13 protein-coding genes are annotated in these 14,439 nt (G+C 49.0%); 2 read left to right on the top strand and 11 right to left on the bottom strand.

Annotated features, from left to right (window positions below; genetic code table 11):
• Window positions 1-241 precede the first annotated feature (241 nt).
• Window positions 242-1,384 carry a flagellin gene (locus tag BZG77_RS03990; RefSeq protein WP_077646286.1) on the bottom strand — a complete coding sequence of 381 codons (1,143 nt, stop codon included), beginning with the start codon at window positions 1,382-1,384 and terminating at the stop codon, window positions 242-244.
• 222 nt (window positions 1,385-1,606) lie between these two features.
• Here BZG77_RS03990 and BZG77_RS15120 point away from each other — a divergent pair, with 222 nt between their 5' ends.
• On the top strand, window positions 1,607-1,735 hold the full coding sequence (locus BZG77_RS15120) for a hypothetical protein (protein ID WP_274532592.1): 129 nt from the start codon (window positions 1,607-1,609) through the stop codon (window positions 1,733-1,735).
• A 106-nt stretch (window positions 1,736-1,841) separates the two neighbouring features.
• Complete coding sequence (locus BZG77_RS03985) at window positions 1,842-3,944, top strand: tetratricopeptide repeat protein (RefSeq protein ID WP_077646285.1); 2,103 nt, start codon at window positions 1,842-1,844, stop codon at window positions 3,942-3,944.
• Between the two features lie 103 nt (window positions 3,945-4,047).
• Here the strand turns inward: BZG77_RS03985 and flgL are convergent, their stop codons facing one another.
• From flgL to flgC, 10 genes are all read right to left on the bottom strand, one after another.
• Entirely contained in the window at window positions 4,048-5,241 is a 1,194-nt protein-coding gene (gene flgL, locus BZG77_RS03980) for a flagellar hook-associated protein FlgL (RefSeq protein ID WP_077646284.1), read from the bottom strand.
• A gap of 12 nt (window positions 5,242-5,253) precedes the next feature.
• Window positions 5,254-7,131 carry a flagellar hook-associated protein FlgK gene (gene flgK, locus BZG77_RS03975; protein WP_077646283.1) on the bottom strand — a complete coding sequence of 626 codons (1,878 nt, stop codon included), beginning with the start codon at window positions 7,129-7,131 and terminating at the stop codon, window positions 5,254-5,256.
• 170 nt (window positions 7,132-7,301) lie between these two features.
• Window positions 7,302-8,252, bottom strand: coding sequence for a flagellar assembly peptidoglycan hydrolase FlgJ (gene flgJ, locus BZG77_RS03970; RefSeq protein ID WP_077646282.1), 951 nt, complete (start codon window positions 8,250-8,252; stop codon window positions 7,302-7,304).
• 9 nt (window positions 8,253-8,261) lie between these two features.
• A complete protein-coding gene (locus BZG77_RS03965; RefSeq protein WP_077646281.1) occupies window positions 8,262-9,350 on the bottom strand; it encodes a flagellar basal body P-ring protein FlgI in 1,089 nt (362 codons plus the stop codon).
• 25 nt (window positions 9,351-9,375) lie between these two features.
• Window positions 9,376-10,173: a flagellar basal body L-ring protein FlgH gene (locus BZG77_RS03960; protein ID WP_439437554.1), complete on the bottom strand. Its 798-nt coding sequence runs from the start codon at window positions 10,171-10,173 to the stop codon at window positions 9,376-9,378.
• Window positions 10,174-10,196: 23 nt separating this feature from the next.
• Window positions 10,197-10,985, bottom strand: coding sequence for a flagellar basal-body rod protein FlgG (flgG, locus tag BZG77_RS03955; RefSeq protein WP_021023038.1), 789 nt, complete (start codon window positions 10,983-10,985; stop codon window positions 10,197-10,199).
• A gap of 22 nt (window positions 10,986-11,007) precedes the next feature.
• Window positions 11,008-11,757, bottom strand: a complete 750-nt coding sequence (locus tag BZG77_RS03950) for a flagellar basal body rod protein FlgF (RefSeq protein ID WP_077646279.1) — start codon at window positions 11,755-11,757, stop codon at window positions 11,008-11,010.
• A gap of 169 nt (window positions 11,758-11,926) precedes the next feature.
• Window positions 11,927-13,240, bottom strand: a complete 1,314-nt coding sequence (gene flgE, locus BZG77_RS03945; protein ID WP_077646278.1) for a flagellar hook protein FlgE — start codon at window positions 13,238-13,240, stop codon at window positions 11,927-11,929.
• 24 nt (window positions 13,241-13,264) lie between these two features.
• Complete coding sequence (flgD, locus tag BZG77_RS03940) at window positions 13,265-14,008, bottom strand: flagellar hook assembly protein FlgD (RefSeq protein WP_077646277.1); 744 nt, start codon at window positions 14,006-14,008, stop codon at window positions 13,265-13,267.
• 14 nt (window positions 14,009-14,022) lie between these two features.
• Window positions 14,023-14,436 (bottom strand): flagellar basal body rod protein FlgC, encoded by a 414-nt coding sequence (gene flgC, locus BZG77_RS03935; protein WP_021023034.1) that lies wholly within the window; start codon window positions 14,434-14,436, stop codon window positions 14,023-14,025.
• Window positions 14,437-14,439 lie beyond the last annotated feature (3 nt).

Here is a 14,439-nt window from a genome sequence, read left to right as displayed (position 1 = left end):
GTCCGGCTTTGCCCAGCTGACCAGGGAAAACCAGTGTAAAATTGTTCACAACCCATGTAGCGGCGCACGTTGAGAAAGCTTTAGCTTTTTTGTTGTGCGTGTCGGTATTAATACCGATGCCGTATGGCGCTATGGAGGTTAACGCCCAAAGGAGAGATATCTTTAGTGGGATTTTGATAAAAATTGGCATAAAAAAAGCGGCAACCGCTTGCCGCTTTTTTTTACCTGTAAAAACGAGGGGTTATTGCAGAAGGTTCAATGCTGCTTGCGGCATCTGTTTGGCCTGAGCCAGCATCGAGGTGCCCGCCTGCTGTAGGATTTGACCTTTGGTCATTGCCGTCGTTTCACGCGCAAAGTCTGTGTCTCGAATACGACTGTTTGAAGCCGACACATTTTCCTGGATATTCGACAAGTTGCTAATGGTGTGGCTGAGCCGATTTTGCTTCGCGCCCAAATCCGCCCGCTGACTGTCGATATAACGCATCGCCGAATCGACAACGCCAACAGCCATTTGCGCACCACCGACATCTGACACATCGAGGTCTGCCGCTGTCACTAAGTCACCATTACCCGTGGCCATTCCTAAGGAGGCGGCGAGTCCACCACTAAAATTGACGGCGCCTGCGACTTTATTCTCTTCAATAAAGATTTGCAGGTGGCCTTCTTCGTCAACAGAGGCGGTGAGCATTTCATCTGATTGACCGTTGATATAGCTTGCCAGCTCTTCCACATCATCGCCTGCTTTCGCGCCAATACTCAAGCTAACGTTTTCACCCTCTTTAGTGGTAAATTGCAGCTGTAATGTCGAGGCTGCACCATCCACTTCCCAGCCAGCGGATTTGGGTTGACTGCCAACAAATTCTACGCCACCCATACGGAAATCATCTGCACGAATACTCGTAAGTCCCATAATGATCGCTTCACCGGCATCCGCACCAATTTGGAACGAGGCTTCACCAAACGAACCATTCAGTAATCGACGTCCACCAAAGGCTGTCGTTTCTGCAATTCGGTTCAGCTCATCTTTCAGTGCCTCGATCTCTTCTTGGATAGCCACACGTTCAGATTTACCATTGGCACCGTTAGCAGATTGCAAGGAAAGGTCCCGCATACGCTGCAAAATATTGGTAGACTCTTGCATAGCCCCTTCGGCAGTCTGGGCAATCGAGATACCATCATTGGCGTTCCGCATTGCCACATCAAGCCCTCGAGTTTGGGCCACTAATCGGTTAGATATCTGCAAACCCGCCGCGTCGTCTTTAGCACTGTTGATTCGGCTACCTGACGACAGACGTTCCATTGAATTGTTCAACTCATCGGTCGCTTTATTCAGGTAACGCTGCGCAGTCATCGCAGACACGTTGGTGTTAACTGTTACACCCATTTTGCTCTCCTTTGACTTTCGCTTGCTTTGCGAAACAGCCTACCCGCGACGTATTGCACTGTGTAATGGCGGTGCTGCGGGAACAGCTTGTTAATCAGTTTTAGTCTCAGCCCGTTCAAAAACTGGCCGCTTGGTTGAACGAATACAATATATGTGCCAACTTTTTAAAACCCATAAAAATCAGTATGTTACTAGGCTTTTGTTGTATAATAGAGCGCAATAATGACAGCGAAATCTGCCGATTTTCTATACCAGCGGCAATATAGCGGCAACGCCTCGCCTTCGGTTGCCGGCATGACCGGTCTATCGCTTGTCGATGTACGCTTGCAAATAGGCGGCCAACGCCGGTAACGACTGAGCTAGAAGGCATATTTTTTGCAGATAGATAACACTCATCATCCCACCAGCGTCTTGACGCTAAGTCGAGGCAACTATAAATAACAGGACGAAGTCACTGATGACGCAAGAAAACGACGGTCAAACGAATATGACGCTGGATGACGCGTTCCAGTTCGGTATTCGCCTCTATCAAGACGGCAATAAAGTCGATGCACGGCAAGTTTTTGAACAGATACTGAGCCAGGCGCCAGATACCGTTCCCGTGCGGCAGGTTCTCGCCGTATTAGATGCGGAACAAGGGCAATATCGCCAAGCGATGACACATCTTGAACATGCCCTTACGCTCGCGCCTGATGATCGCTCTGTGTTGTTCGACAAAGCGCAACTGCTCACCCAGCAAGGCCACAACAAAGCGGCCTTAGACATTGTCGACGCTTTGTTTGCCGCCGCTCCCACCAACCAAGATATCCTTAGTTTACGTGAACAGTTAACCGCAAAACTTGGCTTGCAAGGTGAGAGCCGTCGTACACATGCTTTGCGTGATGAATTGCATCAAATTAAAAATCAAGGCTTGGCTGAGGAAATCAACAAAACCATGGCGTTGGCCGCTAACTTGATGAAGGATGGCCACACGGCACAAAGCGAACAACTTTATCAAACGATACTGACGCTTGAGCCCGACTACCCTCCTGCATTGATGGCGTTGGCTCAGCATGCGCTTGATGAACAAGAATACGGTAAGGCCCAGCAGCTCTTATTACGCGGTAATGACAAGGCGCAATCTCATCAAGTGTGGCAACTGCTTTTGGTAAGAGCAGAGTCAGGGCTCGGTGCGTATACAAGTGCTCGCCAACGCTGCTTGCAAGCCCATAAGCAAACTCAAGATCCAGCCTTTTTGCACCAACTGTTGGTGGTGTATCTCAAGGAAGCCAATTGGTTGGAAGCGAGTAAGCTGGCCAAGCAATGTTTGCGTGATGACCCCGAGCGCGGAGAATTACACTATGCCTATGCCCGTGCCACCTTCGAGCGACTCAAGCAGCATCATCAGTTTACGCAAGATAAATTGACCGATTGCTACCAGATCCACGAGAAGGCTCTCGTTCATGTCAGCGATAAACAAGCGAATACCTTAAATGCACAATTAGGCGAGCTCGATTGGTATATGGGAAATATCGATCAAGCCCAACATCGCCTAGAAACGTTATTAGCGGCGCAACCCGATGATCATGCGCTGCAGTTTAACCTTGCCTTTGTCTATCGTACCCAAATGGCGTGGGATAAGTTTTACTCGGCGAATGAAGCAGGACTTGATTGCGGCCGTCGACTCAAATACCACGGTGATTTACCCCGTTGGGATTTGTCGCGACCACAAACCGATGCCGTGCTCATTATGCCTGAGCAAGGTGTCGGGGATGAACTTGCCTATTTTCATAACGTGGCAATGGTGGTTGAGCGTACTCGAAAAGTGTACGTTGGCTGCGATCCGCGTCTAGAGCCCTTACTGAGTCAAGCATTTCCAAGTACAGAAATTGTGCCGATTTCTCGCAAAGATGGAAAAGATATTTTCGTCCCTGAGCATGTTCTCGCTGACATTGATAGCTGGGTGGCCGGTGGATCACTGGCAGGGTTGTGCTATCACCACTTTGACCGTCATCTTTATCAGCAAACCTATATTGTTCCTGATGTCGCACCTCATGCGCCTTGGATAGCACCGTTAGCTAAATTGCATCAGAAAGGACCTGTGTTTGGGCTATGCTGGCGCAGTGGTCTTGCGGCTGCCACCCGTAACATTCACTACTTGGTGGCTGAAGAATTAGCAGGCTGGATAAAAGCCGTTCGCCAACTTTGTCCCAACGCCCAGTTTGTCAATTTACAATATGGTGAGTGTGAAAAAGAGCTGAATAAAATCAAAAAACAAACGGGCGTTGAGATCGTGTCACTGCCCGGATTGGATCTTAAAAATGATTTTATGGGGACCGCGCATGCGATCAAACAGCTCTCGGGGGTATTTACCGCGGGGACAGCGGTGCATCGGCTGACGGTTGCCGTCGGCACACCTTGCTATGTGTTTTTTGCCGGCCATAAAGAGAGCGATATACAAACGCCAGAGTCGATGCCAGGCTACGCAGAGTATGCGTTTAGTTATCCGCCAATGATCAAAGACAAACAGCCACTGCTTGATGCGATAGCACGCCGCATGGTTGACGATCTCGGTCGGTAAAAAGGGGGGAATCACCCTCTACCAATAAAAACGGGGCCGCTGAGACGGCCCCGTTTTTATTCATCCCTGATACTTTGCGGTCACCTAAGGCTTCAACCTTGGGTTAGATATAATTAAACAACGAAAGATCTTTAGTCTTAGCAAAGGCCTGCTGGGACGCTTGCAGTGCCAGCATATCTTCGTTCATATCAATGGCGGCTTGGGTATAATCTAAATCTTCCATGGTACCCAAAGAGCGATTCAACACTAATTTAAAATCTTTATGCATGCTTTCTTGTCGATCGAGCGTGGTCAACCGCGTTCCCACTTCTGAGCGTGCTTTGTTCAAGTGTTTAAATGCGGCTGAAAACTGCTCAGTGACTTGGTGGAGCTCTGCCGTTGCCGAGGCATCATCGATATCCGCATACGATAAAGCCGCACCATTTTTAAACGCATCGAAGATATTGAAGCTATCTTGTCTTTCTAAGTTGATAGTATCACCCGGCTCCATCTCGCCTTCAAAGGTCATTTTGAGCGTGTTCCACTCAATGCCGGTTTGCGGATCGTAAAGGCCAGCGCTGACTTCAGTGCCATCTTGCATCAGTGAGTACGTGGTATCACCACTCGCATTAACATCAAACGACACCGAATAGTTGGCCGTATCAGCATCATTGCTATTTTCCGCGTTTGCCAGCAACAGCAGAGATCCATCTTCAAGATCGTATTCCGGTTGATAATCGCCAAAAGGGTTATCAATTTCCATAAACATCTTATCGCCGGGATCGGAGGTCGGCACTTCTACTGCAGGCGCTACTTGAGCCGTACGAAAGTAACTGTCGCCGGCATAACGGACATTGCCTTGGGTATCACGATAAAAAGGCTGGGTACTGGTTTGGGTGCCGGAGAACAAGAAGTTGCCTGACTCGTCCTTGGTGTTCACCAAGTCCATAAAGTTATCAAACATTCCTTGCAGATCTTGGCGGTGCGCAGTGCGGTCTTCCACCGATAACGAACCATTAATCATCGCCATCACTTTACGCTTGGCGCCATCCATGATTTGCTCTGATTCATCAATAGCGATCTCTTCACGTGTTTGACGATTTCTCGCCAAGGTGATCGAATCAATAAACTGATCAATCTGCTCATCTTGCTGGCGAAAGTTCTGAATATAGATTGATGAGACGGGGTCATCGCCGGATGTGATCACACGTTTTCCGGTCGCCATTTGCTCCTGATTATCTTGCACCTTCACATTTTGGCGCATAATGTCGTTGGAGACAGATTGGTAATTATGAAAACTAGCAATACGACTAATCATACTGATCGACCCTTATCGCGTTGCATTGAGCAGAGAATCAAAGGTTTCATTGGCTGCAGTCATGATGCGTGACGCCGCCATATAAGCGCGTTGAAACTTCATCATATTCGCCGCCTCTTCATCAAGGTTAACCCCAGACACTTGGGCGACACGCCCTTCTGCCGCATCATGTTCAACCATACTCACATCCTGCAAACGCTCATACGACGCTTTTTGCACCCCTAAATCGGTACTCAGCCCTTCATAGACGTCAAGCACGGTGGAGCGGCCATTATCCATCAACTTTTGCGTTTGCAACTCTTGCATGCGAATTAAGTTACTGTTGTCGCCATCCGCCGGAATCAAGCTTACGGCCAAGACATCGTCAGGCACCGCTTTATCATTAAGATCAATCACGGTCCCATTTACGTCTATCGGCCCACCGGGTGGATAAGCTTGAGGCGCAACCAAGATTTGTCCTTTGGTGTCTGTCACCGCAAATTGGCTGCCATCCGGTGAGATTCGAACTTGAAATTCTTTTTGTCCGCCACTTTGCAGTACACGGACGTCGCCCTCTCCTTTACTCACCGAGCTACCACTGATATAGCTTTGTGCGGCAATATCAGCAGGATCTTCCATCGCCACCCGCATTTGCCCTGCCGCTGACCGCGCCGGGCGAATTAATACTCGCTCATTGGCCGCCAATCCTGCATCAATTTGAACACGCATTCCGTCCACATTGAAGCTGGGAGGCGTACCACTAGGGGTAACGGCGGCTTGTTTGCCGTCTGGGGCGGTCAGCGTATATTGTGTGCCATCGAACTTAAGTTGATAGTCACCCGGTTTAAGCTTTTGCAAATCATCGATATAAACTTTAAGGTCCGCGGTGGAGTCACCGTTTTGAACCACGCGAGAACGGGCGATGCGATCACTGTTAAAATCGGTAAAGATATTTTTGCCCACTTCACCATTAAGATCGAAGCCTTGTCCCTGCAAATCATTCAACGCCTGAGAAAACCCAATCGACATTCGGCCTAACTCGTCACGCGCTTGGCCGAGTGTGTCATCACGGTACTCAAATAATGCACCAAGTTTACCGCGAATATCGCTATTCGAAATGGCTTTCACACTCTTACCTTCAACGAGGGCTAAACGACGCTCTTGATGATCCGGCTCACCCGGCAAGGTAGTTAACTCACTGCTATTCATCCCGGATACCAGCATATGGCCACTGCCAATGATGACATTAAAAAGACCATCTTCGCGTGCATTCACGCTTACCTGGGTGTACTCAGACAGCTCTCGAATCAATTTGTCATGACGGTCCAATAGGTCATTAGCTTGGGCGGGGGTTTTAAGTATTGCTTTGTGCACATCCACCAGCTCTTGGCCGATGTCGTTCATTCGCTTTACCGTGGCATCAATTTGTGACGAGGTATCAATTGATTGCTGCTGTAACACCCCATAGACGTCGTTCATGCCGGCAGCGACCATTCGCGCTTTTTCGAGCACGACTTTTCGCGCCCCCATATCACTTGGGCTGTCAGTTAACCCTTTAACCGCGCCGTAGAATTCATTCATGTTTTCAGGAATTTTTTTGGCTGAATGCGCCATCATATCGTCGAGTCGACCGAGTTGATCGTTGCGCGCGGCGGCGTGAGACAAGTTCGAGGTCGCCACATTCAGTTCATTAACCGCGAACTTATCATAGTTACGGCGTACCGCAGCAGCATGAACACCGGTACCGTAATTGTTGCCACCCCAAAATTGCGGATCATTGGTTTGTTGCTCAACGGATTGACGGCTATACCCTTCCGTATTCACGTTAGAGATATTGTGACCTGTTGTATTCAGCTGTCGCTGCGCAGTCAGTACGCCTTGCGATCCAAGGGAAAGCAGGTCCAAGCCCATTGTGCCTCCAAGTAACCCGGCAATTAAAACGAGATAATCAAAGTAAAGCAAAAATCAGGCCAGAGAAGATAGAGGGGTTTTAAAGCGATGTAAAACAAGATTTTAACTGATTTAAAGGCATCAAAAATCAAGCTGAAATAAAAAACGGCAAGCCTTTGCCTGCCGCTCAATTATTCCATCATGCCACGGACTTGATCGAGCACACGGATAACTTTGTCGGCATACTCAGGATCAGTGGCATAGCCCGCTTGGTGGAGTTCGCGAATAAACTGTTCAGGTTGCGCAGATTGAGACAGGGCTTGCTCGTAACGGGGGTTTTCTCGTAAAAACGAAACAAAATCATCAAAACTCTCTTGATAGGATGGATAGGCGCGGAAACTCGCCGTTTCTTTCACCGGGATCCCATCATACACTTCGAGTGTTTGCGTCGCGACTTTATCTCCGCTCCAGCGTGGATCCGCTTTAATATTGAACAAGTTATGGCTGTTATCACGGGCATTGGCGATCACTTTTTTACCCCAGCCGGTTTCCAAGGCAGCTTGTGCTAAAATGATTGCTGGATCGGTGCCAAGTGCCCGCGCCGCGCGTCGTGCATGAGGCGCTAATGTATCAACAAATGCGGCAGGCGAATCAAAGCCTTCATTACGTTGTCCCACCTCACTTCCCGCTGCCGGTGGGGCAATCGACTGGCTATCCAGCGCGGCAATCGCTTTTTCTGCCGCCTCTCGACTTCGATTTTGATCCAAAGGCAAAGATTGCGCCGATGTGCGCGCCGCATCTTCCAAGTCAGGTTCACTATCGCCCAGAGCCTGGCCCAGTTGTTCCACAATCATATCAGCCAGCCCCAGCGATCCCTCTCGGCTGAGTTCACTTGCCATTTGTTCGTCTGCCATTTGCTCATAAAACTTAGAGGTGCGATCGTCGATGAGATCGGACTCGAACGCTTCATTGGCATCACGCATTGATTTAAACAGCATCTGGGTGAACAAGGCTTCAAATTGCTCTGCCGCAGAGCGTAATGCGGCACTTTTATCGCCATCGCCATTCTTAGTCGCTTGACGGCGCAACGAATCAAGCTGGCTAATATCGTGTACAAATTGACTATCAACAGGAGATTTCATTGCTGTCCCTTATATGACTATCAACTGGCCATCGATGGCACCCGCTTGCTTTAGCGCTTGCAAGATGGCCATCAAGTCTGAGGGGGCTGCCCCCACGCCATTGACTGCGCGAACTAAATCGTCCAAGGTCACGCCTGGTTTAAAGTGGAACATTCGCCCTTCTTCTTCTTCGACATTGATCTCGGTATCCGGTGTGACTACCGCTTCCCCACCACCGAATGGGTTGGGCTGATCGACATTAAAGTCTTCTTGAATCGAGACGGTCATGCCGCCATGCGTAATTGCAGCTGGACGAAGGCGCACATTTTGTCCCACCACAATGGTGCCCGTACGAGAATTGACGATGATTTTAGCCGCACCATCTCCAGGTTGAAATTCAATATTTTCTAAGGTGGATAAAAACGCGACCCGCTGGCTCACATCACGTGGCGCTCTGACACGCACCGACGTAGCATCCATCGCAGACGCTGTTGATGGTCCTAGAAAGCGGTTAATCGCATCCGCCATACGTTGAGCGGTGGTAAAGTCGGATTGAAAAAGATTAAAGGTAAGATGATCACCTCGACCAAATGGATTCGGCACTTCGCGCTCGACCGAGGCACCGTTCGTGATTCGCCCCACAGTAGGGGTATTCCCCACCAGTTGTGAGCCATCGGCCCCCGTGGCACTAAACCCACCGACAATTAAGTTGCCTTGTGCGGTGGCATAGACATTGCCATCCAGCCCTTTCAGAAAGGTTTGGAGCAAGGTTCCCCCTCTTAAACTTTCCGCCGAGCCAATCGATGACACAGTCACGTCAAGTTTTTGACCCTGTTTGGCAAACGCAGGGAGGTCTGCGGTCACTGCGACTGCGGCGATATTGTCTGATTGAGGGGTTGTATCAGTAGGAAGTTCGATACCAAAGTTATTTAGCATCGACTTAAAACTTTGGTCAGTAAAATCAGTGCTTTCACCTGTCCCCGGCAAACCGACCACTAAACCATAGCCCGTCAACGTGTTACTCCTGACCCCAGCAACCTCGGCAACGTCTTTTATTCGAGCCGCAAGACTTGGTGTGGCTACAACCAGCAAGACTATCGATAACAACCACTTTTTCACGTCAACTCTCCGTCACAATATAGGGCTACAAGGTGACATTAAAGAATCGTGCCAACCAGCCTTGTTCTTGGGTATCTTGTCGCTCGCCGGTACCGGAATATTGAATTCTGGCATTGGATATACGGGTTGAAGCAATGGTGTTATCCGGACCAATATCGGCGGGTCGAATGGTACCGCTCAAGCGAATGTATTCATCGCCTGTGTTCAGCGTTAACCATTTTTCGCCGCGCACCATTAAGTTGCCATTGGCCAACACATTAATCACTTGTACCGAAATAGAGCCTTGCAGACTATTGCTTTGATCTGCCGATGAAGAACCCGTTGATGAATTATCATTGCTCACTTCATACGACAAGGTGCGCTCGCCAATGGTGATTTCTTCCCCTCCTAAGGACAGAGGATCCATGCTCAAGTCGTTTGACTTGGCCAAATCGGAGCTCGCACTTTTTTGAGCCTGAGTGTTTTCCTCAAGCATGACCGTCACGATATCCCCAAGTCCACTGGGTTTTGAGCCATTATATAAATCACGCTGTTGGCTGGTATTAAACAGAGATCCTGTCGCCGTTGCATAGTGCTCCGGGGGCTGTTGCGGGCGAATCGGAGACCAAGACGGATCGTCAGCCTTGGGATCTTCACGCTGACGTAATAAACCAATCAAGCCCTCACCTTCCGGCGTTGTATCGCCTTCAACCGCATCCGTGGTCGAGGTGGCTTGGTCGAGATCACTGCCTGTGTCTTGCTGCTTCGGCAATGAGCAACCGCCCACCCCTAGGAGGGTGGCAAAGAAAAGGCCCGATATTAATCCACGTTGCACCGTCATCATTGCCCCTTATACCTTCACCATGATTATAACTGTTGATTTACGTAACTGAGCATCTGGTCAACGGATGAGATAACTTTAGAGTTCATCTCATAAACACGTTGGGCTTCGATCATATTGACCAGCTCTTCGGTCACATTGACGTTTGAGGTTTCGAGCATCGATTGTTTTACTTCGCCAAACCCATTCAAACCTGGTACGCCTTCTTGCGGATCACCACTGGCGCCTGTGGGTAGGTAGATATTCTGACCAACCGGCTCCAAACCACCTGGGTTAATAAAATCCACCGTCGTGATTTGACCCAAGACTTGGTTTTCTTGCTGACCGCGCAAACGGACAGAGACTTCACCATCCGTGCCGACGGTTACCTGCACAGCATCATCCGGTATCGTGATTTCAGGCTCCAGTGTATAACCCGACCCTGAGGTAACGATAGTCCCCTCATCGTTGAGGGTGAACTGACCATTGCGTTGGTAACCCATATTGCCGTCGGGGAGCAACACTTGGAAAAAGCCATCGCCTTCGATCATCATGTCGAGCGCATTGTCTGTTGTTTGTACATTACCATTGGTATGGACACGCTGAGTGGCAACGACCTTTGACCCTGCCCCCAACATCAAACCACTCGGCAGCTCAGTGTTCTGAGATGATTGGCCGCCCGGTTGATTAATGTTTTGATAAAAAAGATCTTCAAATACCGCGCGTGACTTTTTAAAACCGACCGTTGATGCGTTGGCTAGGTTATTCGAAATCGTCGAAATATTAGTTTGCTGCGCATCAAGTCCGGTTTTGCTGACCCATAATGCTGGATGCATAATTACTTCCTCTTAATAAACCTTAGCCAAGCCGCAATAACGATGAAGACGACTCGTCCATTTTTTCTGTGGTTTTCATTAACTTCACTTGCATTTCAAAGTGACGTTGCAAATCAATCAGCCCCGTCATTTCACCCACTGCGTTAACGTTACTGCCCTCTAAAGCTCCCGTTTGTAACGTCACGCCTGCATCCGCTGGAAATACGGTGCCAGGTTCTTTGGGCTTAAAGACCCCATTTTTATCTTTGAAAAGGTCTTGGTTATCTGGGCGAACGAGTTTAATTCTATCCACCATTTCCATAGCATCAGGCGGCGCACCCTGGGGCAATACCGAGACGCCCCCCTCTTTTCCGACTTCAATTTTTGCCGCCGGCAAAGGAATAAAGATCGGCCCGCCATTTTCACCCAAAATGAGATTGCCGTTACTGTTCTGAAGTAACCCAGTTTGATCCACTTTCAAGTGACCGGCACGGGTGTAGCCTTCTTGACCTTGGCTGTCTAATACCGAGATCCAGCCTTCACCTTGAACGGCCACATCAAGATTACGGCCGGTTGTGATGGTGGAGCCTTGCTCGAAGCTATAACCAGGTCGCTCAGTCATATTAAAAACTCGGCTTGGTACCCCCTCACCGTAAGCTTGCATAGAGCGAGACTGTTCAAGGTCAGCCCGGAAACCGGTGGTGCTGACATTGGCCAAGTTATTAGCGCGCAACTGCATTGCCTGCATATCTTGCTTAGCGCCACTCATGGCGAGGTATAACGCGCGATCCATATTGGTTGCCTCCACAATCGTTCTGTAGGTAACAAAGCAAGGAGCGTGCCATTAATTAAACGCATATTTTTCAGAAAGATAGAAAGAGAAAATCAAGAAAGGGGAGATAAAAGAAGTAAACGAAGGCGAGAACTTGCCGCCTGATGGGCAGGCGGCAATAAAAGCGTGCTTAACGGATTTGCAAGATATTCTGTTGCATCTGGTTACTCACTTCCAGCGCTCGCGAGTTCGCTTGGAAATTACGTTGCGCGGTGATCAAATCGACCAACTCTTGTGTCATATCGATATTAGATTGCTCAATGGTCCCGCTTTTCACTTGACCAAATGCGCCTTGCATCGCCTCACCAAAAATGGGATCGCCCGAGTCTTTGGTGATATCCCATTGGGTGTTACCAACCTGTGCTAAGCCTTGCTGGTTGGCAACACGCACCATGCCAACCCGGCCTAATGCGACGTTTTCACCATTACTGTAGGTCGCCATAATGGTCCCTTTCGGATCAATATCGACCTTGGTCAAATAGCCTGTCGTCGCCCCATCATCAGAAAATTTGCGCATCTCAAACGGCGCGGCATACTGAGTCGGGTTATCAAAGTTGAGCGTGAGCTGTTGATCACCGTTGGCACCGTTCATCTCTAATCCAGCGCCTGTTGGGCCCAAGGCATCGGTCACGATCGGATTACCGCCATTAATATTGTTCACTGAACCATCTGAGTTAAAGTCGATGGTGTGACCAACCTGTCCAGTGGCATTAGTTGAATTGCCACCTTGGATATTCACCGGCTTTTCACCTTCAGGATCCGTCATGGTGTAATACACAGACCAGCTATTGGGATTGGCCGGATCGTTACCTTTCACATAATACGTCGACAACTTATACGGCTGACCAAGCGAATCATAAACCGTTGCAGAGGTTTGCTTGTTGTAGGTTTCAGGATCTTCAAAATTAAACTGATTCGGATCTTTTGGTGCACCGCCGGCTGGTAAGTTCAAACCAATATCAACATTTTGTGACGCACGAGGCTGACCAAACTGATCCGGTACATTAAGAGACTGAGGCTCATAAGAAGAGACCTGCTGGGTATCAGGATCGACATTGTAACCAAGCAAGTACTGACCTTCGGAATTGATAATGTCGTTATTTTTATCAAGGTGGAAAGCACCGTTGCGGGTTAAATGGTAATCATTGTTTTGCAGTTTGTCATTTGACACACCGAAGAAGCCATTGCCGCTAATCCGCAAATCGAGCGGATTATTGGTATAAATACTCGAGCCTTCGTGGAATTGCTGCGCCACGGTCGATGTTTGAACACCTGTGCCGTTGGTAGTCTTCGAGTTTGAGAAGATCGACGTCGAATACACATCACCAAACTCTGCGCGAGATTCCTTAAAGCCATAGGTATTGGCATTAGAAATGTTGTTACTGGTGGTGTTCATGTCTTTCTGGGCCGCACCAAGGCCACTTAACGCAATATTAAAACCCATTGCTTTTCACTCCTAATAAATCGGTCAGCCTTTCGTCACATTACCGACGTCGGCGTTACCGACCTCTAGCACTTCAGCCAGTTTCATCGGTGAGGAAAAACCAGCAATATTTAACATCACATTGCCACCACCATTCCCCAACAAAACACTGTTCACATTGGCATAGGTGGACACATCAAACTCTTGTGTCTGTCCATCAACCATGCCACTCACCTTGAGCTTGTAAGTGCCCTCCGGCATAGGATTGCCGTTGTCATCCATCCCATCCCATTCGACGCGATGATCACCTGGTGGTTTGGCACCCATACTGAACGTTCTCAATAGTTGTCCTTGTTCATTCTCAATTCGAACACTGACATTATCTAGCGCTTGAGGCAGCTTCACCATGCCCGCGACACCGCCCGTTTCACCTTTCACACCGGTGGAGCCGGGAACTAGCACGTCACGCCCTACTAACGATGACGCTTGTAATGCCTGGTTGGACGTAATCGACTCATTGAACGTATCAAACTGCTTGTTCATTTTGCCGATGCCCTCTACCGTGGCAAACGACGCCATCTGTGAGATCATCTTGTCGTTATCGACAGGTTTGGACGGATCCTGCTGTGACAGCTGCTTGGTGAGCAATTTGAGAAAGTCTTCCTGTTCGAGTGCTTGCTTACCCGTGGTCGAGTCTTGCCTCTCTTGCAGTTTTTTCTCTTGCTGCGCCTTTAGCTGGTCAATGTAGGACAGTCCGTTACTTGAACCTGTACCGTCAATTCCGGCCATCTTCGCCTCCTACATTACTGACCCATCTGAAGCGTACGCATCAGCATTTGTTTACTCGCATCGGCTACCTGAACATTGGTTTGGTAAGATCGCGACGCAGAAATCATGTTCGCCATCTCTTCCATCACATTCACGTTCGGTTTAAAAATATACCCTTCGTCATTCGACATCGGATGGTTGGGGTTATATTCCGCGCGTAATGGTTTCTGGCTCTCGACAATACCATCAATGTTGACCGGCACACTTTCGCCCTGCTGCTTAAAGCGATTAAGCTCCGCAGAGAAAATCGGATGCCGTGCTCGGTATGTCTCTTCAGCAGAGCTACTCACCGAATTGGCATTGGCCAGGTTGCTTGATGTGGTGTTCAATCGTACTGATTCGGCGCTCATGGCCGATCCCGACACGTTAAAAATATTAAACAAACTCATCGA

Source organism: Salinivibrio sp. IB643 (assembly GCF_001996105.1).
Lineage (GTDB): Bacteria > Pseudomonadota > Gammaproteobacteria > Enterobacterales > Vibrionaceae > Salinivibrio > Salinivibrio costicola.
The sequence above is the reverse complement of the archived record's forward strand: the minus strand, read 5'-3'. Positions and strand labels throughout refer to the sequence as shown.

What these genes read in the sequence shown, in the direction of transcription:
- BZG77_RS03950 (WP_077646279.1), bottom strand. Translation starts at nt 11,757, where the DNA reads ATGGATCGCGCGTTATACCTCGCCATGAGTGGCGCTAAGCAAGATATG.
- flgD (WP_077646277.1), bottom strand. Translation starts at nt 14,008, where the DNA reads ATGGCCGGAATTGACGGTACAGGTTCAAGTAACGGACTGTCCTACATT.
- flgG (WP_021023038.1), bottom strand. Translation starts at nt 10,985, where the DNA reads ATGCATCCAGCATTATGGGTCAGCAAAACCGGACTTGATGCGCAGCAA.
- flgJ (WP_077646282.1), bottom strand. Translation starts at nt 8,252, where the DNA reads ATGAAATCTCCTGTTGATAGTCAATTTGTACACGATATTAGCCAGCTT.
- flgK (WP_077646283.1), bottom strand. Translation starts at nt 7,131, where the DNA reads ATGGGCTTGGACCTGCTTTCCCTTGGATCGCAAGGCGTACTGACTGCG.
- flgE (WP_077646278.1), bottom strand. Translation starts at nt 13,240, where the DNA reads ATGGGTTTTAATATTGCGTTAAGTGGCCTTGGTGCGGCCCAGAAAGAC.
- flgL (WP_077646284.1), bottom strand. Translation starts at nt 5,241, where the DNA reads ATGATTAGTCGTATTGCTAGTTTTCATAATTACCAATCTGTCTCCAAC.
- BZG77_RS03960 (WP_439437554.1), bottom strand. Translation starts at nt 10,173, where the DNA reads ATGATGACGGTGCAACGTGGATTAATATCGGGCCTTTTCTTTGCCACC.
- flgC (WP_021023034.1), bottom strand. Translation starts at nt 14,436, where the DNA reads ATGAGTTTGTTTAATATTTTTAACGTGTCGGGATCGGCCATGAGCGCC.
- BZG77_RS03985 (WP_077646285.1), top strand. Translation starts at nt 1,842, where the DNA reads ATGACGCAAGAAAACGACGGTCAAACGAATATGACGCTGGATGACGCG.
- BZG77_RS03990 (WP_077646286.1), bottom strand. Translation starts at nt 1,384, where the DNA reads ATGGGTGTAACAGTTAACACCAACGTGTCTGCGATGACTGCGCAGCGT.
- BZG77_RS15120 (WP_274532592.1), top strand. Translation starts at nt 1,607, where the DNA reads ATGACAGCGAAATCTGCCGATTTTCTATACCAGCGGCAATATAGCGGC.